At 27.5% G+C, this 26004-nt stretch carries 26 protein-coding genes; 16 read left to right on the top strand and 10 right to left on the bottom strand.

Annotation, left to right across the window (positions count from 1 at the left end; translation table 11 throughout):
* The first annotated feature begins 80 nt into the window (after positions 1–80).
* The 13 genes from dhaK to Q6H37_RS14645 all read left to right on the top strand — a co-directional run bounded on the left by dhaK (position 81) and on the right by Q6H37_RS14645 (position 11095).
* Positions 81–1082, top strand: coding sequence for a dihydroxyacetone kinase subunit DhaK (gene dhaK / locus Q6H37_RS14585; RefSeq protein WP_318742821.1), 1002 nt, complete (start codon positions 81–83; stop codon positions 1080–1082).
* 51 nt (positions 1083–1133) lie between these two features.
* A complete protein-coding gene (dhaL, locus tag Q6H37_RS14590) occupies positions 1134–1778 on the top strand; it encodes a dihydroxyacetone kinase subunit DhaL (RefSeq protein WP_318742823.1) in 645 nt (214 codons plus the stop codon).
* Positions 1779–1937: 159 nt separating this feature from the next.
* The gene (dhaM, locus tag Q6H37_RS14595; protein ID WP_318742825.1) at positions 1938–2327 is read left to right on the top strand and encodes a dihydroxyacetone kinase phosphoryl donor subunit DhaM; all 390 of its coding nucleotides are present in this window, start codon (positions 1938–1940) and stop codon (positions 2325–2327) included.
* Between the two features lie 229 nt (positions 2328–2556).
* Complete coding sequence (locus Q6H37_RS14600; protein ID WP_318742827.1) at positions 2557–3243, top strand: sigma factor; 687 nt, start codon at positions 2557–2559, stop codon at positions 3241–3243.
* Positions 3233–4138, top strand: a complete 906-nt coding sequence (locus Q6H37_RS14605) for an anti-sigma factor domain-containing protein (protein ID WP_318742829.1) — start codon at positions 3233–3235, stop codon at positions 4136–4138. Before Q6H37_RS14600 ends, Q6H37_RS14605 begins: the two co-directional genes overlap by 11 nt.
* A 223-nt stretch (positions 4139–4361) precedes the next feature.
* Complete coding sequence (locus Q6H37_RS14610; protein WP_318742830.1) at positions 4362–4832, top strand: hypothetical protein; 471 nt, start codon at positions 4362–4364, stop codon at positions 4830–4832.
* A gap of 284 nt (positions 4833–5116) precedes the next feature.
* Entirely contained in the window at positions 5117–5578 is a 462-nt protein-coding gene (locus tag Q6H37_RS14615) for a hypothetical protein (RefSeq protein ID WP_318742832.1), read from the top strand.
* Between the two features lie 11 nt (positions 5579–5589).
* On the top strand, positions 5590–6666 hold the full coding sequence (locus Q6H37_RS14620) for a serine/threonine-protein kinase (RefSeq protein WP_318742834.1): 1077 nt from the start codon (positions 5590–5592) through the stop codon (positions 6664–6666).
* Positions 6667–6686: 20 nt separating this feature from the next.
* Positions 6687–6878 (top strand): hypothetical protein, encoded by a 192-nt coding sequence (locus Q6H37_RS14625; RefSeq protein ID WP_318742836.1) that lies wholly within the window; start codon positions 6687–6689, stop codon positions 6876–6878.
* A 152-nt stretch (positions 6879–7030) separates the two neighbouring features.
* Positions 7031–8224, top strand: a complete 1194-nt coding sequence (locus Q6H37_RS14630) for a DNA polymerase IV (protein ID WP_318742838.1) — start codon at positions 7031–7033, stop codon at positions 8222–8224.
* A gap of 121 nt (positions 8225–8345) precedes the next feature.
* Entirely contained in the window at positions 8346–8690 is a 345-nt protein-coding gene (locus tag Q6H37_RS14635; protein ID WP_318742840.1) for a phenylpyruvate tautomerase MIF-related protein, read from the top strand.
* Positions 8691–9429: 739 nt separating this feature from the next.
* Positions 9430–10098, top strand: coding sequence for a hypothetical protein (locus tag Q6H37_RS14640; RefSeq protein WP_318742842.1), 669 nt, complete (start codon positions 9430–9432; stop codon positions 10096–10098).
* Between the two features lie 4 nt (positions 10099–10102).
* Positions 10103–11095 (top strand): tyrosine recombinase XerC, encoded by a 993-nt coding sequence (locus Q6H37_RS14645; protein WP_318742844.1) that lies wholly within the window; start codon positions 10103–10105, stop codon positions 11093–11095.
* A 45-nt stretch (positions 11096–11140) separates the two neighbouring features.
* Here the strand turns inward: Q6H37_RS14645 and Q6H37_RS14650 are convergent, their stop codons facing one another.
* Positions 11141–11554 (bottom strand): hypothetical protein, encoded by a 414-nt coding sequence (locus Q6H37_RS14650; protein WP_318742846.1) that lies wholly within the window; start codon positions 11552–11554, stop codon positions 11141–11143.
* Positions 11555–11812: 258 nt separating this feature from the next.
* Here Q6H37_RS14650 and lexA point away from each other — a divergent pair, with 258 nt between their 5' ends.
* Positions 11813–12421, top strand: a complete 609-nt coding sequence (lexA, locus tag Q6H37_RS14655; protein WP_318742848.1) for a transcriptional repressor LexA — start codon at positions 11813–11815, stop codon at positions 12419–12421.
* An 89-nt stretch (positions 12422–12510) separates the two neighbouring features.
* On the opposite strand, the gene Q6H37_RS14660 is transcribed toward lexA, so the two are convergent.
* The 6 genes from Q6H37_RS14660 to miaB form a co-directional block, all read right to left on the bottom strand.
* Entirely contained in the window at positions 12511–13791 is a 1281-nt protein-coding gene (locus Q6H37_RS14660) for a methionine gamma-lyase family protein (protein ID WP_318742850.1), read from the bottom strand.
* A 106-nt stretch (positions 13792–13897) separates the two neighbouring features.
* A complete protein-coding gene (gene hfq, locus Q6H37_RS14665; protein ID WP_318742851.1) occupies positions 13898–14152 on the bottom strand; it encodes an RNA chaperone Hfq in 255 nt (84 codons plus the stop codon).
* Between the two features lie 71 nt (positions 14153–14223).
* Entirely contained in the window at positions 14224–15162 is a 939-nt protein-coding gene (miaA, locus tag Q6H37_RS14670) for a tRNA (adenosine(37)-N6)-dimethylallyltransferase MiaA (RefSeq protein ID WP_318742853.1), read from the bottom strand.
* A gap of 109 nt (positions 15163–15271) precedes the next feature.
* On the bottom strand, positions 15272–17173 hold the full coding sequence (gene mutL / locus Q6H37_RS14675) for a DNA mismatch repair endonuclease MutL (RefSeq protein WP_318742855.1): 1902 nt from the start codon (positions 17171–17173) through the stop codon (positions 15272–15274).
* A gap of 91 nt (positions 17174–17264) precedes the next feature.
* Positions 17265–19976, bottom strand: coding sequence for a DNA mismatch repair protein MutS (gene mutS / locus Q6H37_RS14680; RefSeq protein WP_318742857.1), 2712 nt, complete (start codon positions 19974–19976; stop codon positions 17265–17267).
* Between the two features lie 54 nt (positions 19977–20030).
* A complete protein-coding gene (gene miaB / locus Q6H37_RS14685) occupies positions 20031–21380 on the bottom strand; it encodes a tRNA (N6-isopentenyl adenosine(37)-C2)-methylthiotransferase MiaB (protein WP_318742859.1) in 1350 nt (449 codons plus the stop codon).
* 561 nt (positions 21381–21941) lie between these two features.
* On the opposite strand from miaB, the gene Q6H37_RS14690 reads away from it, so the two are divergent.
* Together Q6H37_RS14690 and Q6H37_RS14695 are read left to right on the top strand one after the other, a co-directional pair.
* Positions 21942–23126: a PLP-dependent aminotransferase family protein gene (locus tag Q6H37_RS14690; RefSeq protein ID WP_318742861.1), complete on the top strand. Its 1185-nt coding sequence runs from the start codon at positions 21942–21944 to the stop codon at positions 23124–23126.
* Positions 23127–23196: 70 nt separating this feature from the next.
* The gene (locus tag Q6H37_RS14695; RefSeq protein WP_318742863.1) at positions 23197–23355 is read left to right on the top strand and encodes a hypothetical protein; all 159 of its coding nucleotides are present in this window, start codon (positions 23197–23199) and stop codon (positions 23353–23355) included.
* 20 nt (positions 23356–23375) lie between these two features.
* Here the strand turns inward: Q6H37_RS14695 and Q6H37_RS14700 are convergent, their stop codons facing one another.
* The 3 genes from Q6H37_RS14700 to speD all read right to left on the bottom strand — a co-directional run bounded on the left by Q6H37_RS14700 (position 23376) and on the right by speD (position 25874).
* Positions 23376–24239: a GNAT family N-acetyltransferase gene (locus Q6H37_RS14700; protein WP_318742865.1), complete on the bottom strand. Its 864-nt coding sequence runs from the start codon at positions 24237–24239 to the stop codon at positions 23376–23378.
* Positions 24240–24331: 92 nt separating this feature from the next.
* Positions 24332–25381 (bottom strand): CotS family spore coat protein, encoded by a 1050-nt coding sequence (locus Q6H37_RS14705; RefSeq protein WP_318742867.1) that lies wholly within the window; start codon positions 25379–25381, stop codon positions 24332–24334.
* 112 nt (positions 25382–25493) lie between these two features.
* On the bottom strand, positions 25494–25874 hold the full coding sequence (speD, locus tag Q6H37_RS14710) for an adenosylmethionine decarboxylase (RefSeq protein ID WP_007061045.1): 381 nt from the start codon (positions 25872–25874) through the stop codon (positions 25494–25496).
* Between the last annotated feature and the right edge of the window lie 130 nt (positions 25875–26004).

The raw sequence follows: 26004 nt of genomic DNA on the forward strand, positions 1-26004 counted from the left end.
CGAAAATGTGATAAAATAGAAAGTAAATTAAGAATAGTTTACTTTATTAAGTAAATTAATGAAAAAGGGGGAAAATGTACATGAAAAAAATAATTAATAATCCAAATAATGTTGTAGAGGACATGCTAGATGGAATGGTGGCAGCTCATCCTGAATATATAAGAAAATTAGATAATGCTAATGTAATAGTTAGAAAAAATTCACCTATAAAAGGAAAAGTTGCTATAGTAAGTGGTGGTGGAAGTGGACATGAACCAGCACATGGGGGATATGTAGGTACTGGTATGTTAGATGCAGCTGTAGCAGGAGCAGTATTTACTTCACCTACTCCAGACCAAGTATACGAGGCAGTTAAAGCAGTAGATGGTGGAGCTGGAGTTTTACTTGTAATAAAGAACTATAGCGGTGACGTAATGAATTTTGATATGGCAAAAGATTTGGCTGATATGGATGGTATAAAAGTAGAATCTGTAGTTGTAAATGATGATGTAGCAGTAGAAAACAGTACTTATACAGCAGGAAGAAGAGGTATTGCTGGAACTGTGTTTATTCATAAAATTGCAGGAGCTAAGGCAGAGCAAGGCGCTTCTTTAGAAAAAGTAAAAAGAGTAGCAGAAAAAGTAATAAGCAATGTACGCAGCATGGGAATGGCATTAAGTTCTTGTATTGTACCTGCAGCTGGAAAACCAAATTTTACTTTAGGAGAAGATGAAATTGAAATAGGTATGGGTATTCATGGTGAACCAGGTACTCATAGAGAAACTATAAAAACTGCAGATGAAATAACTGAACATTTAGTTAATAAAATATTAGATGATATTACTATCGAAAAAGGTGAAGAAGTAGCCGTTATGGTAAATGGTTTATGTTCTACACCTTTAATGGAGTTATATATAGTAAATAAAAAGGTTAATGAAATGCTTCAAAGCAAGGGAATAAAGATTCATAAAACTTTTGTAGGAGAATTTATGACATCTCTTGAAATGGCAGGTTATTCAGTAACTATATTAAAATTAGATGATGAATTAAAAGCTTTATTGGATGAGCCAGCAAATACACCAGCTTTTAAGAGTATAAAATAATTGAAATTAGATTAATAGCATATACAGGAAATAATAAGGAGATTGAAATCAATGAGTATTAATACAGCAGAAGTAATAAAAATATTAAATAAAATAACTGATGTTATGTCCCAAAACAAAGCTTTTCTTTCAGAATTGGATGCAGCAATAGGGGACGGAGACCATGGAATAAATATGGAAAAAGGCTTTTTAGCAGTTAGTGACAAAATTAAAGATGATACTGAATCTGCTATAGGAGATGTATTAAAGAAAGCTGGCATGGCATTGGTTTCTAATGTAGGAGGAGCTTCAGGTCCACTTTATGGTACAGCTTTTATGAAGGCTGCTGCAGAGCTTAAGGATGCAAAGACCATGGATTTAAAGGATTTCTTAAATGTAATGAATGCTGCTTTAGGTGGAATAAAAATGAGAGGAAAAGCTGAATTAGAGGATAAAACCATGGTAGATGCCATCGTTCCTGCCATTAAATCCTTAAATGAATCAGTATCTTCAAATGAGGATACTGTTATTGCATTGGAAAAAGCTAAGGATTCAGCTTTAAAGGGAGTTCTTCATACTAAAGAGATTATAGCTAAAAAAGGACGTGCCAGCTACTTGGGTGAAAGAAGTATAGGACATCAGGACCCAGGTGCCACATCAAGCTATTTAATGTTAAATACTATATATGAATGTATTAAAGAAATTTCTCAAAAATAGTTATTAAGAGAATATGGTGTTATTACTTTAGATAGCGAAGTTATATAAATTTTAAGTAGTAAAAGAAACTCTTGAGAAAATTATGTATTGTTAAAAATACATTTTACTCATAGCTGGTTAATATATAGGATAAGGATATATAGTAAGGGAGATTAAAAAATGGTTGGTATTGTAATAGTATCTCATAGCGAAAAAATTGCTGAAGGAGTAAAAGCACTTGCCCTGCAAATGGCTGAAGAAGTACCTATGGCTGCAGCAGGTGGAACTTCAGATGGCAGGATAGGTACTGACATGGAAAAGATAAGTAATGCTATAAATGAAGTTTACTCTGAAGATGGAGTATTAGTTCTATTTGATCTTGGAAGTGCCTTTATGAATGCAGAAATGGCTGTAGATTTTCTTCCAGATAACATGAAGGAAAAAGTTGAAATTTTGGATGCTGCTTTAGTTGAAGGTGCTGTAACTGCAGCTGTAGAAAGCAGTATAAATAAAAGTAGGGAAGGTATAAAAAAATCTTTAAAAAGCATTTCTATTAATAAAATGCCATAAAGTGTTTTTTTATTAATTACAAGTATTTATAAAAAATAAATAATGGATAATACCAATTCTTAAAGTATAATTTTTTACGGAAGAAAAATTAGTGGAAGACGGGTATTATCCTTTTTAAATTTATCAAATACTTCCCAGTTGAATTTATTAAATATTAATGTAAAGTTATATTAAGGACCCCTTTAAATTAAAAAATTAATTCGTACAAATATATGAGGTGGTTAACTAAATGGATTTACAGGAAAATTTAATTAAAGACAGAGACACCTTTATAGAGGAAAATAAGAAGTTTATTTATAATGTTACCTTTTCAATATGTAAGAAAAAACTTCAATGGGAAAATGACGATGAATTAAGTGTGGCACTTATTGCTTTTAATAATGCTTGTAACAGTTATGTTGAAACTAGAGGAAACTTTTTTAGTTATTCAAAGGTTCTTATAAAGAATGCTCTCATAGACTATTTTAGAAAAAATTCTAATAAGTATCAATTATCCTTTGGTGAAGAAAATGAAGAATTAAAGGATGCTTTCTTAAAAAATTCCTTAACAGAGTATGAAATAAAGCAAGAAAATTTAAAGAGAAGTGAAGAAATAAAGGTACTTACTGAAGAACTTAAAAGGTATAATGTAAGTTTTAAGGACCTAGTCAATAACTCTCCTTCTCACAAAGATACAAGAGACAAGCTATTGGATGTTTCATTTGCATGTTCAAAAGATAGTTCCATATTAAATTATATTCATAAATATAAAAAACTGCCTGTGAAACAAATTTCCATTACTATAGGATGTAATAGAAAATTTATAGAACAGTGGAGAAGGTACATTTTATCTTTAATAATAATTATATCTAATGAAAGCTATTATTATATAACTTCTTATTTAAACATAAAGGTAGGTGATAAAAATGGAAAGTAAAAAAGGCATAGTTATTTCTGTTGAAAAGAAATTTGTTTCTATACTTACATGTGATGGAGAATTTTTGAATGTATATGTAGATAAGAAAAGGAACATTCCTTATATAGGAGAGGAATATGAAGGCCTGTTGACTAAGAAGGGTACATTTAATAGTAATCTTTTTAAGTATATAGCTGCTTGTTTAATATTTTTTATGATTTTATCAGGAGGATCTGCTTATGCTTATTATACTCCAGTTTCTACAATAGTAGTTAATATAAATCCTAGTTTGGAAATGAAATTGAACAGGTGGGATAGAGTAATAGATGTAAAAGCATTAAATGAGGATGGAGTTAAACTATTAAAAGAAATAAATATAAAAAATGATGTAGCAGATAAAGCTCTTATGGAAATTTTAGAAAGAAGTGAAAAAGATAAGTTTATAAATGAAGAGTATACTAAAGAAAATAAAATTGTTACCTTAAATATAGAAGGAAAAAAAGACGTTGATCTATCTGGATTTAAAAAGGAGATAGATAAGGAAAAACTGAATTTAAGGATAGATAAAAATGGAACTGTAATTTTTAATAAAACAAACAGCGGTAAAAATTATAATGTTGAAGATAAAAAAGTAAAAGAACCTATTAAAAGCAATGGAGAAGGTAATACGAATAATAATTTAATAAACAGTGAAAGTACTGTAAACAATGATAAAAATATTAAAGATAGCGGCACAGGTGAGAAAAATATTGAAGGAAATAATAAAGATGTACCAAATAAAGATAACTTAAAAAAATCTAACAGAAACACTAATGTTAAAGAAAATCAAAAAAATTCAAATTCATCAAACGAGAGAAAACCTAATTCAAAAGAAAAGACAATGAACAAAGATAACAAAAATACAGAAAAAAATTAATATGATAATACCTGGCACTTATTATTAAGTAATTCTAAAGTTAGTTGAATGAAATAGTTTCTGTTTAAGAGTAATTAGAGACATTGTTCAGCAATACAAATTTAATAAATGTCCAGGTATTATTATTTATATTAAATTTGTGATAAAATGTGAATTAAAGATGTATTATACGTAAATTATTCATATGGCTAATGAGGTAAACAATCAAGGAGGGAAAATCATTATGAACTATACAATTAAGGATGTTTTAGATAAATTAATTGAAATAGAAATAAATATGACATCGATATATGAACACATTTCAAATTTACAATTTGATGAAGAGTACATGAATTTAAAAATTTTATCAAAGGTAATGTGTAATGAGGAAAGAAGACATGCTGTTTATTTTAAACAAATTAAAAATGATATATCAGCAGATGAAAATATAGAAATAGATTTTCTGACTTATGATAAAATATCTACACTTATATATGAGTTCGTAAATAAAATACATGAATTTAATAAATATAGTGTTAAAGAGTTTTTAAAGGATATATTTAATTTTGAAAAAGAAAATGTTGCACTGCTCATATACATAAAAGGGAAAATTGCAAAGACTAGTTTATCTGTAAATAGTACTAATTATAAAATATTATCTCAATTAATAGAAGAAGAGAATGAGCATGTAAAAAATATAAGCAAATATTTATAAACTAGAAGTCATTTATTAATGATATTTCTATATAAAGTATTTGACTATAGTATAAATAATAAATATTATGTAAATTAAATCTAAAGTAAACAAATAAACTATAAAATTTCAAAATCAAAATAAATATATTTAATGTATATAGCAAATAAAAAACATTAGAATAAAATGAAAATTCTAATGTTTTTTTGTGTAATCATTTAATTTATATTAATAAAAACATTTACTATTTATGCTAGAGATGAATACTATAATAATGATGTTACATTTTATAGGGGGACAGATTTATGAATTCCATTGGAATTAGAGTAACAGCAGCAAAAGTTTATTATTCTATTGTAAATAGTGATGATATGAAATTTCAAGTACTGGTATGTTCGAATTTAACTGTTCCAAAAGCATTAGATATGCCAGAAAGGTTAGGTTTTATTAGAAATTGTTTATTTTCTATAATATTAGAGTACAAAGTTAAAAATGCAGGAATTAGAATATTAGAGGAAGCTCTCAATTATGATATCAAAGAAATTTATATTGAAGGTGTAATACAGGAGTTAATATATAATAGTTCTATAGAAAAATACTTTATTGGTGTAAAATCAAAAATTGCTTTAATATTAAAGAAGGATATTCAGGAAATTACTTATTGCATTAATAATAAAAAAATTTTCGAAAATATTAGTCAATGGTCAATTTATTGTAAGGAAGAAAGAGAAAGCATTATTGCTGCTGTTGCAGCAAGTCGTATATAGGAGGATTTTTTATGGAATTATGCTATACTCAATTGAAATTTGATTTACTTGAAGCAATAGGACAGGAAGGAAAAAATTCTACAGTATATAAAGCATTTGATTCCCAATTAAATGAAAATTTAATTGTAAAGAAAATTTCTAAAAAAGCTATTAATGAAGATTATAACAATACTGATGAAAGTAATTTCTTTAATGAATCAAGATTATTAAATGATGTAAAACATCCTAATGTTATGCCGATAAAGTATGCAAGTGAAGATGAACAATATATATATATTTCAATGCCTTACTATAAAAATGGTTCTTTAAATAATTTATTAAACAAGAAATTTTTAACTGTAAAAGAAATAATAAAATACTCATTAGAATTTCTTAGTGGAGTACATTATATTCATACAAAAGGATTGATTCATTTTGATATAAAGCCTACTAATATAATGATAGATGATAATAATAAGGCAGTAATTACTGATTTTGGCCTTGCAAAATATATAGATTCTTATGGATTAGCAAGACCTAATAAGTTGTACAATTTGCATATGCCGCCAGAAGTGAATAAGTATACTGATTTTTCAAATAAAGCTGATATTTATCAATCAGGAATAACCTTGTATAGAATGTGCAACGGTAATAAAGTTTTTCACAGTATGTTTAAATATTGGAATACGAAAGGTCAAGCAAGGCAAGCAATTACTGAAGGCAATTTTCCTAATAGAAAATTTTATTTACCACACATCCCCATAAAATTGAGAAAAATTATCAATAAAGCACTAAATATTAATGTTGATGAAAGATATGAAACAATACTGGATATGATAAATGAAATTTCTAGTATTGAAATAGATGCAAATTGGATATATAATACTAAAGAGAACAATTGTTTGCAAAGGTGGTATACCTTTAATAAAAAGGGAACACATTTCGATACAATAGAACTAGTTAATAAGGGTAGTGGTATTTATGATGTTTATGGTAAAAGAATACGGTTAAATGATAATGATGTTGCAAGGATAAGAAATTGGGATTTAATTAATGTAAAAATTACTGATGCCTTTAAAAAAATAGAAACGATTATAAAAAACTATTAATATAAAGGAGAAGGATTTTTATGAAAAAATTAAAAATTAAACAAAATAAATTATCTCGTCAAGATTTAGCAGATCCATTTCGCCATATGTCTTATTATGAAAGATTATTAAAGGCTGGTTCAATTGATTTGCAAAATAATCATGTAGTAGAAGAATTAGAAGATGGATATATCAAAATAAAGCCAATTGATGAAAGTAAATTAGTTAAATGATCTTTTACTATTAAATAAACTTAATAAGTACAATATACTTATTAGGCTTATTTTTTAATCTTGTATAAATAATAAATATTATTTAAATAAAAATTAAAGTTAACAAAATAATATCAATTTATTATGTCATTAAATGTGAGGTAATTTAGCATATGGATTCTAAAATAATTTTTCATATAGATGTAAATTCTGCTTTTCTTTCATGGAGTGCAGTATATAAATTGAGTCAAGGAGAAAAAATAGATTTAAGAGAAATACCTTCTATAATAGGAGGAGATGAGAGTAAAAGGCATGGTGTTGTGTTAGCAAAATCTATTTCTGCTAAAAAGTATGGAATAAAAACAGGGGAAGCTATTGCAAAAGCTAAGAAGAAGTGTGAAAATATTTTGGTAATACCTCCTTTGTTTTCAGTTTATTCTAGATATAGCAAAGCTATGTTCAGTCTTTTGAATGAGTATACACCTGTTGTTGAAAAATTTTCTATAGATGAATGTTTTTTAGATTTAACAGGTGAAAAAGAATATATAAAACTTGCACATATTATTAAAAATAGAGTAAAAAAGGAATTAGGATTTACAGTGAATATAGGTATATCCTGCAATAAACTTTTAGCAAAAATGGCATCAGATTTTGAAAAACCTGATAAAATTCATACGCTTTTTCCTAATGAGATAAAAAATAAAATGTGGCCACTTCCTGTAGAAAATTTATTTATGGTAGGAAGAGCTACCTTACCTAAACTTAATGAAATGAATATTTTTACCATAGGCGATTTAGCTAATTATGATTTAAAGTTTTTGAAATATAAATTTAAGAGCTATGGAGAACTTTTATGGAATTATGCTAATGGTATAGATAAATCCAAATTAGGATCTAGAAGCAAAGAAGCTGCAAAAAGTATAAGTAATTCCACTACACTAACTTATGATATAACAAATAGGGAAGCTGCACATAAAATAATACTTTCTTTATGTGAAAATACGGCTATGAAGCTGAGAAATAATAAATTTCTATGTAATGTTATAGCTGTTTCTATAAAAAACAGTAGTTTTGAAGTATATTCAAAGCAGAAAAAAATGAATATAGCTACAGACTGCACAGATGAAATAATAAAATGCAGCTATGAACTTTTTGATAAGTTATGGAAGAGGGAACCTATAAGGCTAATTGGAGTGACTTTAGGAGATTTGTGCAAAGAAGGAATAAAGCAGATTAGTTTGTTTGATGATAAAAGTTATGAAAAAAAATTAGAAAAAAATAGGTCCTTGGATAAAACTATAGATAATATAAAAAATAAGTATGGAGATAATTCTATATCCAGGTCATCATTTCTAAATAAGGACTAAAATTTGAGATTATATCATTAATATGATAAAATACATGATGTTAGAATAATATTTTAAAAATGAAGTTTTTTGATTTGCAATACAAAATATATTATAAGAAAATATAAAGGAGTGAAGTTTAATGCCATATATAAATTCAACTTTAACTGTAAAATTATCTGAAGAAAAGAAAGAAGTTATAAAATCAAAAATGGGTGAAATAATTAGTGAGATACCAGGAAAAAGTGAAGAATGGTTAATGGTAGGATTTAATGATAACTATTCTCTTTTCTTTAGAGGAAATAAAATGGATAAGGCAGCTTTTGTAGAAGTTAAAATCTTTGGAACTGCTGAAAGAAAATACAAAGAAGCTATTACATCTAAAATATGTGAATTATTTGAAAATGAACTTTCTATTTCTAAGGATAGCGTTTATATAACCTTTTCCGAAGTAAAAGATTGGGGATGGAATGGATCCATGTTTTAAGGCCAGCAAAATCTGGTCTTATTTTTTTATCTGTAGTTTTACTTGTGATTTATTGCTTGGATTTTACAATACTTTCCTGACTCTTTCTGTTGAAAAAATAAAATTTAAAAAGCTTCAAACTTTACAGCTCTGTGTTTGGAGCTTTTTTATTTTTTGTTTTTTTAAATAAATTGATATTTATTGATGATAAATGTAGTAACTTCTGCACCCTGCTGCGAAAAGTAGAAAAGATAATAAAAAATTGAATCCACACAATTATCACCAGTTTGTGGAAATATATGAAATTAATAACTAGTAACATTTATTATGAATGTTATGAAATTAGAAATGAATAAAAAATGTTAACTTTCCCCTACTACAGCAATTGATAATGTTATCAATTGAAATACGGTTGTATAAAAATAACAGATTTTTTTACAAAAATGTGCAAAAGATTAACTTCCATTTGTATTTTGATGTTTTGTGCATGTTTTCTTTATAAATGTCATTTTATATATAATATTAGAATTAATATATATTGAATTTGTAATTTTTAAATACAATATATAAGTAAATACTTTATTAAATAGCAGCATGATTATATACAAATAGTACTTATTTATATATAAGGAAAACCACTATTTCATCACATATAAAATTATATGCGCTAAATATACATTTATTAAACTTCGTATATTGAATTATGCGAAGTTATATAGTATAATAGAACCAACGATTACAATGTATTTAGGAGGTTTTTATGGCTAGAGGTAGAACTATAACATTTAAATATAAGCATTTTGAATATGATGAACATGTAAAAAAACTATTATCCATAGATTTAAATTCTAAGGATGAAATGGAATTAAAAAAAATACATAATAATTATGAGTCTTTACACGTTCATAGAGGCTACGAATACATAATAAAGGATCTATATATACTGATGATAAAAAGAAACATAAGTACTACAGATATAGCAAATATATATGGTGTTGGTCCCCGAACAATACAAATATGGTTAAAAGAATTAGGTCTAAACAGAACCCAAAAAGAAGCTCAAAAAATAGCTGTAATTAAAAGAGATTATAAATCCATAAAAAAAGGCAGTACTATGCCTACTCAATTACTTGGTTGTTCTCACGAAAATAATATAAGATATGAATTAAATATGCTACTTGAACAAGAACTCAAGAAATATGAAGTTATAATTGGTGTAACTGCTCTTGGAATCTCAGATTTCGAAACAGATATACCTGTGATTATATTAAGATCTCTAACAATGAGCAAATTCCTAATTGAAATTGAAAAGCATTCTCATGATAAGAATAGTAGAGCGAAAGGATATACTATTTTAACGCTAAGCAACAAAGAAGATGCTTTAAAAAAAGTGGTTGCACAAATATTAAAAGAAGTGGAAGGAGTTTAATACTATGAAATATAATATAGCATCAATAAGAAATAACGCTTTACCTCAAAGTTTAATAGATTTTCTAAACTATTTAGAAACAATAAAAGGTAAATCTCAAAATACTATAAAAGGCTATAAAATTGATTTAACTATGTTTTTTAGATTTTTAAAAATTTATAAAGGTCTAATCAATGATGAAACTCTTGATTTTGAGGAAATTCCTATAGGTGATATAGATAATTCCCTTTTGAGAAAGATAACCTTGCCAGATCTTTATGCATTTTTATCATTTACAGAAAAGTATAGAGAAAATAGTGCTTATGCTAGAGCTAGAAAAGTTGCTACATTAAAATCTTTTTTTAAATTTTTAAGCAGCAGAGCTAAAGTTATAGATGAAAATCCTGCTGTAGATTTAGAATCGCCAAAAATAAGTAAAAGAAACCCTACTTATCTTACCTTAGATGAAAGTAAATCTCTCTTAAAGGCTGTATCCGGCAGGAATAAGGAAAGAGATTATTGTATAATAACTTTATTTTTAAACTGTGGTCTTAGACTTTCTGAGTTATGCGGCATCAATATTTCCAATATTAAAGGAGATATATTAACTGTTATAGGTAAAGGAAATAAAGAGAGAACTGTTTATTTAAACAATGCATGTATTAAAGCTTTAAATAATTATTTAAAGGTTCGCAGCGAAAATATAGATAAGATAATTGATAAGGATGTTCTTTTTATAAGTAAAAACCATACAAGAATGAGCAAAAGAACTGTAGAGGTTATGCTAAAAAAGCACTTAATTAATGCAGAATTGGATTCAGAAAAGTATACTCCTCATAAGTTGAGACACACAGCAGCAACACTCATGTATAAGTATGGAAATGTGGATATAAGAAGCCTTCAAAAAATATTAGGTCATGAAAATGTATCTACTACTCAAATTTATACTCATGTAGATGATGAAAAGTTGAGAGATGCTGTTAAACTCAACCCTTTAAGTCAAGAAGAAGATGATTAAAAAACAAAAGGCTTTGTCCCCTGTTTTAGGACAAGCCTTTTATTTCTATTCCCTCTCATCGCCTTTAAACCTTATAAGCCCTGGGAACTCTTCATAGGTCAAATCTTTAAAAGCACCTTCATCTTCGATAATTTCTCTCAAGCCTTCTATATCGTCTATATATTCTATCTTATCATCCATATTTTCAAATTTATCATCTTCTAAATCGCTATCTTCAGAAGTACATTCACTTTTCTTGTCATGTAAATGATAATGATTTTCGTTTTCTTGTTGAAGTTCTTCTGTATCAATTTTATCTTCTAATATTTCATCAACTTTTATTGCCTTCATATCATAGCCTTCTAACTCCAAACATTTGCCGCAATTAGTACATTTCTTGTTTGAATTTAAATCGCATCTATCGCATTCCCCGCAATTAGTACAATCTTTATTAGAGTTAAATATACACTTTTTATTCATCAATTAATTCCTTCCCTTTTCAACATAAAATATTATATTTGGTGCTTAATAATTTAAAGCCTAAATACTATTATACACAATATAAATTAAATTCCAAGTCATTTTTGTTTACAACTGCCATAATTTGATCATTAAATGTTTTTGGTAATTTTGTAAAAATAAATAGTATAAGCAAAAAAATCACAGAACATAAGTTTGATAAATACAGCATTATATGATATAATTCAGATAAATAAAGGTGTTTAAAGAGGTGTTTTTATGTCAGGACGCAAAAGCAATAAACAGATTGAAATTTATGAATTCATAAAGGAACAAATTAAAGAAAAAGGTTATCCACCTTCTGTAAGAGAAATATGCGCAGCTGTTGGATTAAGTTCCACATCTACAGTTCATGGCCACTTGGAAAGATTAGAGAAAAAAGGTCTTATAAAAAGAGATGCTACAAAACCTAGAACTATAGAAGTAATAGAAAATTCTTTGAACAGAAAAGAAATGATAAACGTTCCTATAATAGGAACTATTACTGCAGGTATGCCTATTTTAGCAGTAGAAAATATAGAAGACACCTTTCCTTTACCTGTAGATTATGTAAAAAGCAATAAGGAACTTTTTATGTTAAAGGTTAGTGGAGAAAGCATGATTGATGCAGGAATACTAAATGGTGATTTTTGTATAATCGAAAAGACCAATTCTGCTGAAAATGGCGATATCATTGCTGCGTTAATAGATAATGAGGCTACTCTTAAAAGATTTTTTAAAGAAAAAGACCATATAAGACTTCAACCTGAAAACAAAACTATGAATCCGATAATTGTACCTAATTGTCAGGTTCTAGGTAAACTAGTTGGACTCTATAGAAATTATTAAAATTATATTTTCACACATAATAAAAATAGTACCCATAAATATATGAGGTGCTATTTTTATTTTGCAGTTTAAATTTATCTTAATTAATATTAAATTATTTTAGAAAGAGCAATTAATATACCTATTTTAGCATGATCAAAAGTAAGACCACCTTGAAGGTAAGCTATATAAGGCTCTCTTATTGGTGCATCTGCAGATAGTTCGATAGAAGAACCTTGAACAAAAGCACCAGCTGCCATTATTACTTGATCAGCATAACCTGGCATATCCCATGGTTCACATTGTACAAAAGAATCTATTGGAGATCCTTGTTGAATGCCTTTACAGAAGTTTATTAATTTTTCTTTATCATTAAACTTGATAGCTTGTATTATATCACTTCTCTTGTCTTTATAAGACGGAAGTACTTCGAAGCCAGAAAGCTCCATTATTCTTGCACAGAAAAGAGCCCCTTTTAGTGCCTCTATAGCTACGTGTGGTGCAAGAAACAATCCTTGATATAAAAGTCTCATAACTCCAAAAGTTGAACCACATTCTCCACCTATTCCTGGTATTGTTAATCTATAAGAAGCTTGTGTAACATATTCTTCTTTTCCAGCTATGTACCCTCCTGTTGGTGCTATTCCGCCCCCTATATTTTTTATAAGAGAACCTGCAACTAAGTCAGCACCCACATCTGTAGGTTCTTGAATATCTATAAATTCTCCATAACAGTTATCAACAAAACATATTACTTCAGGTTTGATACCTTTTACAAAATCTATTATTTCTTTAATTTCTGATACCAATAAAGCTTTTCTCCATCCGTAACCAGTAGATCTTTGTATATGTATTAATCTTATGCTAGAATCATTTTCTAATTCATTTTTAATCTTATCATAGTTAAATTTTTCATCACAAGTTAAATCAACCTGTTTGTAATTTACTCCAAAGTCCTTTAAAGAACCTATATTTTCTTTTTCATTTATTCCTATAATATTATGTAATGTATCATAAGGTGTACCACATATACACATCATAGTGTCATTTGGCCTTAAATTTCCAAACAAAGCAGCTCCTAATGCATGGGTACCATTTACAAAATGAGGTCTTACTAACGCACTTTCACAGTTGAATATTCTAGCATAAACCTTATCCAAAGAATCTCTTCCTATATCTCCATATCCATATCCTGAAGAATTAGTAAAATGGGAATCGCTTATTCTTTCCTGTTGCAACGCATTTAAAACTTTTAATTGATTATATTCTCTTATTTCATCGTATTTTGCAAATTCATCTTTTATATCATTTATGGTTTGTTCATAAAGTGTAATGACTTTATCACTTATACCATAATAATCCTTTAACTTTTGTTTTGTCATTTCAATCATTTTATCAAGCTCCTTTTAATTTTATCTATAAATCAATTAGATTCTCTATAACACAATGTTTATAATATCACATAAAAAAAAAATAGGCAATGACATGCCTATTTTCTTACTTTTCTGGTTGGTTCTCTTCACAAGGAACATTGTTAAATAAAATGGTTTTAGCTGGTGTAATAGTAGATATTGCATGTTTGTATATCATCATTTGCTTACCATCGCAATCTAAAACCACGGTAAAACTATCAAAGCCTTTTACATTACCTTTAAGTTGAAAGCCATTAGTTAAATGTATAGTAACTGCAGTTTTATTTTTTCTGGCACCATTTAAAAATATATCCTGTAAGTTGCTAACTGTTTTACTCATATTATCTACACCCTCCGTCGTAAGTTTTATTTTTATATATTCTATAAATTATTATAAATTCCTTTTAATTATTATAATTTCTTTAATGATGCAAAAATATCTACTATGTTATCTACGATTTCACTATCCTCATTAAATTTATCTTTGTCTATCCAAATAACTCTTTTGTCCTTTCTAAACCAAGTAAGTTGTCTTTTAGCATAATTTCTGCTTCCTTTTTTTATAGAATATATAGCTTCATCTAAAGAAATTTTATTATCTAAATAATATAAAATTTCCTTATATCCTATACCCTTCATCGATTGCATTTCAGCAGAATATCCCATTTCTTTTAGTTTTTTTACTTCTTCTATTAATCCATTTTGAAGCATAATATCCACTCTCATATTTATTCTTTCATAAAGCTTTTCTCTATTCATGGTAAGTACAAAATAATAAACATTGTATGGGATATCGTATATATCATTTTCTAAATTAAATTCACTTATGGTTTTTCCTGTGAGTTTATAAACTTCCAGAGCTCTTATAACTCTTTTTAAGTCATTGGGATATAATCTATTAAAAGATTGAACATCTACTTCTTTGAGTAAGCTATGTACATATTCTTTTCCCTTTGTTTCTGCTAAATTATGAAGATATTGTCTGTATTCATAATCTGTAGATGCTTCTGTAAAATCATAGTTGTAAATTAAAGAGTTAATGTATAAACCAGTACCTCCTACTAGCATAGGTAACTTGTTCTTAGAAGTTATACATTCTATTTCTTTTTCTGCCATTTTTTTATATTCAGAAACATTAAAATTTACATTAGGTTCTATTATATCTATAAGATGATGAGGTACATTTTGCATTTCTTCCTTTGTAACTTTTGCAGAACCTATATCCATGTACTTGTAAATTTGCATGGAATCAGCAGATATTATCTCTCCATTTAATTTTTGAGCAAGTTTTATGGATATATCGGTCTTACCTACAGCTGTAGGACCTGCTAATATAAATAAATCCTTCATAAAATCCCCCCTTTTTCATGGATGTCATATTGTTAAGTAATGTTTAGCTTAACAACTTAAACCTTCCTTTAAAATAAAGTGCATTTTCATAATAAATCTTTTAACATAATTATTGTATTCTTTTGAATTTCTTTTCTAACTCATTTAATGTAAATTTTATTATAGTAGGTCTTCCATGAGGACAATTAAATGGATCCTCTATAAACCTTAAATCTTCTACTAAAGCATCCATTTCTATATTAGATAAATTATCATTAGCCTTAATTGCAGCCTTACATGCCAGCTTAGCTATAGCATTATACTTTATCGCCCAAGTTTCACCAGAGCCCATGTTCTTAAGATTTTCTAATATATCCATAAATAAATTTTTCACATCAGGCTTACCTAATATCAAAGGCACTTCTCTTATACTTATTGTATTATCGCCAAAAACCTCTATATTAAAACCTGCTTTAGAAAAAATTTCTTTATTATCTGTATAATATAAGAAATCTTCGTGATATAATTCAATAATTACAGGAGTTATTAAAATTTGAGCTATCACATCATTTTCTTTAATGCTATTTTTATATTTTTCAAATAGTATTTTTTCATGAGCAGCATGTTGATCTATAAGATAAAGAGTATCTCCATATTGAGCTAATATATATGTATTGTGAAATTGCCCTATTACATTCAGCTTAGGGAACTTAGCTTCCATTTCAATGTTCTTTTCATCATTTTCATTTTTGCAATTACTATCTATTTTTAATAGTTCGCTATTTTCTTTGCATAATTGAAAATCCTTACTATTATATTGTTGTATCTGATTTTTAATATAACTTTTATCCTGGACAGGTTTTGGACTTTCATAATTGTGCTGCCATTTTGAATTTAAATCAATAGGAAGCTGTATTAAATCTTTTTTATTTTCTACTTTTCCTAAACTATCCTTTGGCAAACTATCTTCACCTTTATTTTTATCTCCTATATCAGGTAAATCGTTGTTAATTTCTTCAACAGGAATATTAAAGGAGTCCTTAATACTATCTCTTAAAGCTGCATGAACAGTGTCAAAGATAATTTTAAAAATTTCTCTATCGTCTCTAAATTTTATTTCAGATTTAGTAGGATGAACATTTACATCTATGTATTCCGGGAATATATCTAGGAACAATACAAAAAAAGGATACTTGTTTATCATCAAAAAAGATTTAAAGGCATTTTCCACTGCTGCTGTTATTAGCTTATTTTTTATGTATCTCTTGTTTACAAATATACTTTCATTGTTTCTGCTTCCTCTGCTTATTTCAGAATTGCCAATGTATCCATATATAGACATTATATCTGTATGTCTTTCAAAGGTTAGTACATTATCACATATGGTTTTTCCGTATACACATCTTATAGCATCTAATAAATTTCCTGTACCATAAGTTGTAAGTACTTTTTTTCCATTATTGATTAGCTTAAAAGAAACATCGCTGTGAGCCAGTGATAACCTATTTAATATATCTGTTATATAAGCAGATTCTCTACTAGAAGACTTTAAAAACTTTTTCCTAGCAGGAACATTAAAAAATAAATCATTAACTTCTATGGTAGTTCCTAAATTACAAGCTGCATCTTTAATATAATTTATATTTCCTCCACTTATTGAAATTTCTTTTCCGAAATCAAATTCTTCTGCTCTACTTCTTAAAACAGTATTTGATACAGAAGCAATACTAGCTAAAGCTTCTCCTCTAAATCCCATAGTATTTATACTATAGATATCCTCTATATTTTTTATTTTACTTGTAGCATGAGGCATAAAAACTTTTTCTATATCATCTGCATGGATGCCATCTCCATCATCTAAAACCTTTATACTTTTCTGTCCACCATCTATGGTTTCTACAGTTATATTTTTGGCTCCTGAATCTATGCTATTTTCAACTAATTCTTTTACTACTGAAAAAGGTCTTTCAACTACTTCTCCTGCTGCTATTTTATTAGATGTTTCTAAATCCAATACATTTACTCTTTTCAAAATATCATTTTCACCACCTACATGACTTATTAAAAATAAGTAACTAAAAATCCAGTTACTTATTTTTAATGTTTCTATATTTTATACGTACCTAGTTAAGTTCCTTTGCTTTTTTTATTATATCATAAAGCTTATTAAATCCATCCATAGGTGTCATACTTAATACATCAAGAGAAGTTATTTCTTTTATTAAATTTTCCTTTTCTATATCAGTAAAACCCATTTGAAGAGGTACGTTTTTATTTTCTTTAATTGTCAAATTATTACCTTTTAATTTTTTAGATGTCATATCTTCATCAACACTTATATATTCCTTTTGTGGATGTGCTATATGTTCTTTATTTACTTGAACATTATTGTTTGAAATTTCATTAACATCTATATCACTGCTTTTCTCATTTTCAATGGAATTTAGTATCTCTTTTGCTCTTTCAATAACCTTATCAGGGAGACCTGCTAATTTTGCTACTTCTATGCCGTAAGATTGGTCTGCTCCACCCCGTATAATTTTTCTCAAAAATACAATGTCACTGCCAATTTCTTTTACAGACACTGAATAATTTTTTACACCTTTAATTATGCTTTCTAGTTTGGTAAGTTCATGATAATGGGTAGCAAATAATGTTTTACACTTAAGTTTTTTGCTGTTGCAAATATACTCTATTACAGACCAAGCTATACTTAAACCATCATAGGTGCTAGTTCCTCTTCCAACTTCATCTAATAATATCAAGCTTTTATTTGTAGCATTCTTTAATATATTTGACACTTCCCACATTTCAACCATAAAAGTACTTTTACCAGCAGCTAAATCATCAGAAGCGCCTATTCTTGTAAATATTTTATCACAAACAGATATTACTGCCTTTTTAGCAGGAACAAAACTTCCTATTTGGGCCATAAGCACAATTAAAGCTACTTGTCTCATATAAGTAGATTTTCCTGCCATATTAGGACCTGTTATGATTAAAAGCTGTTCATCAGAAGTATTTATAACAGTATCATTTGATATAAAGTTTCCTGAAGATATCATCTTTTCTACTACAGGATGTCTTCCCTCTTCAATATAAATATCTTCCTTGCTGCTGATTTCTGGCTTGCAGTAATTGTTTTCTAAAGCTATAGTAGCAAGAGAACTTAAACAGTCTATTTCAGATATAATTTTTGCAGTTTCTTGCATTCTATCTACTTGCTTTTCTATTTTATCTCTTACATCAATAAAAATGTCATATTCCAAATTAATAAGCTTTTCTTCTGCTCCAAGTATTTTATCTTCCATTTCTTTAAGACTAGGAGTTATATATCTTTCTGCATTAGCTAAAGTTTGTTTTCTTATGTACCTTCCTTCAGGAATAGAACTTAAATTAGACTTTGTTACCTCAATATAGTATCCAAAAACTTTGTTGTATCCAACCTTTAAGGATTTAATACCTGTAATTTCTCTTTCGCTGTTTTCAAGAGAAGCAATCCAATCCTTACCATGTGCTTTTGCTAATTTTAATTCATCAACTTCTTCATTATATCCTTCTTTTATAAGATTACCTTCCTTTAAAGATATAGAAGGAGTATCTATTATAGCCTTATCTAATATTTCATATATATCTTGCAGTTCATCTAATTTAACGCCCATATTATGAAGAAGGGTAGTTTCAAAATTTGAAAGTATTTTTTTAATAATTGGTATTTTTTTTATGGAACCCTTAAGAGATATCAACTCTTTTGCATTAACGTTTTTAGAAGATATTTTTCCAACTAATCTTTCTATATCATAAATTTCTTTTAGAGCTTCCTTTAAATCTTCATGAACAGATAAATTGTTTAATAACTCTTCTACAGAATCAAGCCTTAATTTTATGGAACTGCTATTTATTAAAGGTTGTTCTATCCACTTTCTAAGTTGCCTTCCTCCCATAGCTGTGTTTGTTCTATCCATTACCCAAAGAAGAGATCCTTTTTTACTTTTATCACGTAAAGTTTCAGTTAATTCTAAATTTCTTCTAGAATTTATATCTATAGCCATATAGTCCACTACATTATAATAATTAAAACAGTTAATATGCGATAATGAAGTTTTTTGCGTTTCAACAATATATTTCAAAAGACCATTTGAACATTTGACTAAAGTTTCATTATAATCATCTTCTTTAAAGCTGCTAAATTGTTTGCTTAACAATTCTTTTGAGTTTAAAATAAAAAACTCTTCAGAAAGACTTGTAAAGGATGAACTAAATCTTTCCTTTATATCCTTTTGTATCTTTTCATCTAAATTATCTTGTGTCAATATTTCCTTTGGTGAATACTTAGAAATTTCATCCAGCAAAGTTGCTAAATTAAATTCCATATCTGTGCAGTTAAATTCTCCTGTAGACACATCTGCAAAACATAGTGCACACATATTTTTTTCTTTTTCTAAGTATAAAGACATTATATAGTTATTCTTATTTTCTTCTAAAAAAGAAGCATCTGTATATGTACCGGGAGTAATTACTTTTATAATTCCCCTTTTAACTATTCCTTTAGCTTGAGATGGATCTTCAAGTTGTTCACAAATGGCAACTTTATACCCTTTATTTATTAATCTACTTATATAGCTATTAGCAGCATGATAAGGTATACCACACATAGGAGCTCTATTTTCTAAACCGCAATCCCTGCCTGTAAGTACAAGTTCTAGTTCTTTAGAAGCTATTTCCGCGTCTTCAAAGAACATTTCATAAAAGTCTCCTAATCTAAAAAAAAGTATGCAGTCCTTACATCCTTCTTTTGCATCTAAATATTGCTGCATCATTGGAGTTAAACCCAAATTAAAAACCTCCTCTAAACCATGTGGCAAGGGAAATAATATCCCCTTGCCACTTTAAATTTCTTCTCCTATTAATGAAAATGAATTTGCTTTAATAATTTTAACTTTAACAAGTTTTCCTATATTATCTTTACTGCCAGGAAAATTAACAAGTTTACCTGTTCTTGTTCTTCCAGTCAATTTAGTATCATCATTTTTGCTCAAGTCTTCAACTAAAATTTCTTCAATTCTGCCTTCGTATTTTTTATTATTTTTAGCACTAGAAGCATTGATTATTTCTACTAACCTATTAAATCTTTCATGCTTCACATCTTCATCTATTTGTTCTTCCATTTCATCTGCAGGGGTTCCTTTTCTTCTTGAATATATAAATGTAAATGCAGAATCATATTGTACTTCTCTTGCTAAACTTAAAGTTTCTTCAAAATCTTCTTCTGTTTCTCCTGGAAAACCTACTATAATATCTGTAGTTATAGCTGCATCAGGTATCGTTTCTCTTATTCTGCGTACTAAATCAAGATACTGTTCTTTTGTGTAATGTCTATTCATCTTTTTTAATATCCTGCTTGATCCTGATTGTACAGGTAAATGTACTTGTTCACACACATTGTCACACTCTGCAATAGCATCTAGTACATCCTGTGTAAAATCCTTAGGATGAGGAGTCATAAACTTAATTCTTTCTAATCCTTCTATTTCATTTATTCTTCTTAAAAGATTTGCAAAGCTTATTTTAGGCTCTAAATCCTTACCATAAGAATTAACGTTTTGTCCAAGTAAAGTGATTTCTTTATAACCCTTTGATATTAAATCTTTTATTTCATTTTCGATATCTTCTGGTTTTCTGCTTCTTTCTCTACCTCTTACAAATGGAACTATACAATAAGTACAAAAATTATTGCATCCATACATTATTGTAACAAAAGCTTTAACATCGCTTTTTCTGTCTATTGGAAGTCCTTCAACAATTCCATCTTCTTTATTTTGAATTTCAATTATAGAATTTTGTTCTTGTTTTACTCTATTTAAATACTCTGGGAATTTATATGCATTATGAGTTCCAAATATAATATCTACAAAAGGAAATCTTTTTACTATTTCCTTTGCCATTCCTTCTTGCTGCATCATACATCCGCATATTGCTATTATCAAATCAGGTTTTTTATCCTTAAGCTTTTTTAGTGCACCAAGATTTCCATATACTTTTAATTCAGCATTTTCTCTTACGCAGCAAGTATTAAATATTATTAAATCAGAATCTTGTTTTACTTCAGTTCTTTCATAACCGATTTTTTTAAGCATTCCAGATAACTTTTCAGAATCCTCTTCATTCATCTGACAGCCCCAAGTTTCTATAAAAAATAGCTTATTATTCTTTTCTTTAACTTTTAATTCATTGTTCAATTATTTCACCTCTACATTTATGCTACTTATTTCATTGTTGTATACTTAACCTTTTACATTATACTATATTTTTTTACTAATATCTATTTTATATTATTTATATATATAAAAAGCTACTAAATTTTTAAAATTTAAATACATTAATACAAAATGAAATGAATTCTACTTCACTAATAATAAGTTCACATTGAAGCGTACTCATTATCAAACATTTGCATCTTTTAATTTTGAATTTTTCTTATTTTTTAATATTTAGTATAAATAACCTGATGTAAGCCTGTGTAAACGTTTTTCAAATTTAAATACCTAATGTTTAAAAAACACCATATTTAATCTTTATTATCAGTAAAATAGTGAATGAAAAATTGTAATATTATTAACATAAAAAAGCATTTTGTCCACTCTGAAAACGTTTTTAAATTAGCTGAATTTTATATCAATTATAGTATATGCTTGAAACAATATGCAATTTTCTATAAAATAAAAAGGATTTTTTTGTTTTTTATAGAATAGATATTAATATAGACACCAAATATTATATAATTTTTCGGAGGGATTTTTATGGATATACGTTTTTCAGAAAGAGCTGATGGCCTAAAGGCATCAGAAATTAGAGAGCTTTTAAAGTTAACAGAAATGCCTGAAATCATTTCTTTTGCTGGTGGATTACCTGCTCCTGAATTATTTCCTGTTAAAGAAATGGAAGGAATCATGCAAAAAGTCTTAGAAAGAGATGGAAAAGTAGCTTTACAATATAGTTCTACAGAAGGTTTTAAACCTTTAAGAGAAGTAATCGCTAAACAAAGAATGACTCCTGCAAAAGTAAGTGTTACTGCTGATGATATAGCTATGACAACAGGTTCACAACAAGGAATAGAATTTTCAGCTAAAGTATTTGTAAATGAAGGCGATGTAATTATTTGTGAAAGTCCTAGTTATTTAGGCGCTATTAATGCATTTAAAGCATATATGCCAAAATTTGTAGAAGTACCAATGGATGAGCATGGTATGATAATGGAAGATTTAGAAAAAGCATTAAAAGCAAATCCTAATGCTAAAATGATATACACTATACCTGACTTTCAAAATCCAACTGGAATTACTATGTCAGATGATAGAAGAAAGAAAGTTGCTGAATTAGCAGCAGAATACAAAATTCCTGTAATCGAAGATAATCCTTATGGAGATCTTATATTTGAAGGAACAAGACATCCTTCTATAAAAAGCTTTGACAAAGAAGGATGGGTCATTTATCTTGGAACATTTTCAAAAAATTTCTGTCCTGGTTTAAGATTAGGTTGGATATGTGCTGCACCTGAAATACTAGAAAAATATATAGTAGTAAAGCAAGGTGCTGATTTACAATGCAGCACATTAGATCAAAGAGCAACAGCATTATTTATGGAAACTTATAATTTAGATGAACATATCGAAAGTATAAAAAAAGTTTACGGAAAACGTAGAACTTTAATGCTTGAATGTTTGGATAAATACTTCCCTAAAGAAGTAACTCATACAAATCCTTATGGAGGTTTATTTACATGGGTTAAATTAAAAGAAGGACTTGATGCTGCAGAAATATTAAAAGAAGCTTTAAAAGAAAATGTTGCATATGTTCCTGGTGGTTCATTCTTCCCTAATGGTGGTCATCCAAATTATTTTAGATTAAACTATTCTTGTATGCCTGAGGATAAAATAGTAGAAGGAGTAAAGAGATTAGGTACCGTTCTTGCTAAATATTACTAAAATATCTAAAAAATTAATTAATAAATCCCTCCTTTTAGGGTAAACTACTCTTAAAAGGAGGGACTATTTTATGCATGATATGAAAAAATCAGATCAACTTGAAAAAGATAAGGATTTAGTAAGATGTGAATGTATTGGAGATAGGAACTATTTCCAACAAATTCAGTGTGAATCCATGTTTCAATTAAAATCAGCTTATGTTCCAATTGAAAATATTATAAAAAAATAATCTCTGTATTATAACAGAGATTATTTTTTTAATTGCCATTTATATATTTGTCCTATTATTTTAGAACCTAAACTTTTATATAAATTTAATGCTACTTTATTTGAAGATTTCACTTTTATTTTTACTTCAGTAAAATTATTGCATTTAATTATATTAAAAAGATATCTAAGCAATACTTTACTATATCCGCATCCTCTATATTCTTCAAGTATACCAAAATTCACTATAACTGGCATATCATCCTCTAATATTATTTGACCATACCCAATGTATTCCTCATTTCTTTTTAAGAATATAGAGCCATTCTGAACGTAATAATTCTGCATCTCATCAAAATATATATCTTCCAATGTTAATGGTATTCTAGAATCATCTTTAAATATTTTATTTTGTATATCGCATCTTAATTTCTCATCAACACCTAATCTAAAAATTTGAAACTCTAAGCCTTCTTTTTGTATTAATGGTATATGATCTTCAATACAGTATGAAAGTATTAAAGTTCCATCCTTTCTATAAAAACCTATACTCTTCAAAACTTCAAAATTATAATTGTTATTTTCACACAAATATGAAATAGTACAATTACGCCTTAGAGCATCTATTAAAAACTTGTAAGGCAAATGATTATGTACTTTAGGTACATTTAAAGAATTTATATTACAATTATTTTTATCTTCCATCTCAAACCAAATGTATCCTATATAATCATCTTGTTTTTTTAGTAATTTAACTTTTCGTTTCAAAAACATTTGGCTAGCAAAATTACATTTATCATAAGCTTCAAAGAAATCTTTGTTTAAAGAATTAAAACTAGAATTACTTGTATTTAGTTTTTTGAAAATATCAAAATTCTTTTTATTTAGTCTTACGCATTGAAACATGTTAATTATCCTCATAATTGAAAATTATTAATAGCACTTTATTTTAAGTATAATTCCTAAGTTATTTTTAGTCAAATTTACTAATAATCTTGTTAGTAAATTTCAATATAATTTAAATATTCTTCTAAAAATTTATTCTGCATATCATTATATTTCATAAGTCTGTTTAATTTGTGAATATATTTGCTTTCATCCCAGTTTTTATATTTGATATATCTTTTTCTACCAAGTTTCCAAAACTTATGTGGAAAAACTATTAAAGCAAGCATTACTTCTAATTCGTTTTTTTCTAATTTATTAACTTCGTTATAAGCCTCTATTAAAGTTTTAGCTTTTTGAAAATCCCATTCATAAGAACTTTTGAACATCAACCTTCTTATAAGTTTACCCAAATCATTAACATGAAGGTCTATAATAATACTATCTAAATCTATTATATAATATTCATTATTCTTTTTTATGATATTTTGGTAATAAAAACTATCATGACATATAGTTTTATTTTTTTCTGCTTGCCTGGATAACTTATAATAATCGGAAGTGTTTAAAAAATTTAAAGATATCATTGCCCTATGGTATATATTATCTAAATAGCTAGAATACATTGAATCAAATTCAGTTTTAATTTTTTTATTTTTCACAATTCTTTCAAACTTTTCTAAATCTCTCAAGTTATCTTTAAAAATTTTGGGCCAATTTTTTAAATTATTGCGTATTTTAAGTTCTGTAGTATCTATACCACTTGTTGCTTTGTGATATTGAGCTAATAATTTTACACAGGTTATAGCTTCTTCCATATTACTTAAATCGCATTCTTCTCCATCTATCCATTCTGTAGCATAAAACAGTATATCTTTATATTTAACATATTTACCTTGAGTTTTAGTTTTATAATATTTAGCTGTATTAAAAAACCCTTTATCTGAAAGAGCTTCTACCAAAAAGCTCCCATTATGAGGCTTATATTTTCCATGATTTATTCTCTTCAAACAAACGTTACCGTTGTTAGTTTCTATTTTATATGCACTTCTAACTTTAGAATAATTTATAACTTCAAAATCATATTTTTCAAGAACTGAATTTATCATATTTTTTTCTTTTTTTGACATGTTATTTTCAGCCGTAATATCATTATTTTCCATTTACATTTTCACCACCTATAAAACATATATACAATAATATATTAAAATAGATGAAATTTAATTACATTTATTTAATCTTAAACGAATAAGAGACCATCTTATCGATGATCTCTTATATATTTGACGCTTTAACTGACACAGGTTGTTCAAATATTCCTCGCTTGACCTCAGTAGCGGTCATATTCTTTGCATTTAATTTTTCAGTCATATAATTACATGCATCCCATGGATTTACTTTATCACCACAAGTAAATACGTCAACAGCGGCGTATCCAAGCTCTGGCCAGGTGTGTATTGTCAAATGGGATTCTGATATTATAACAACCCCACTAACACCTTGAGGACTAAACTTATGGAAAGCAACTTCTCTTACTTCTGCACCTGCCTTTAATGCAGAATCCACCATTACTTTTTCAATAAATTCTTTATTATTTAAGCTTTCGGAACTACACCCATAAATTTCTGCTAAAATATGACGTCCTAATTCATTCATTATCCGTATTTACCCCCTTATATAAAATGATAACAATTAAATTTTATCAAATATAATAAAAAAGTCAATATATATAGGTATTTTTTCATAATATACATAAAAAAACTCTTGTTATTTAAAAATCTCTCTT

The sequence above is a fragment of the Clostridium sp. JS66 genome (genome assembly GCF_033561535.1).
GTDB lineage: Bacteria > Bacillota > Clostridia > Clostridiales > Clostridiaceae > Clostridium_AM > Clostridium_AM carboxidivorans.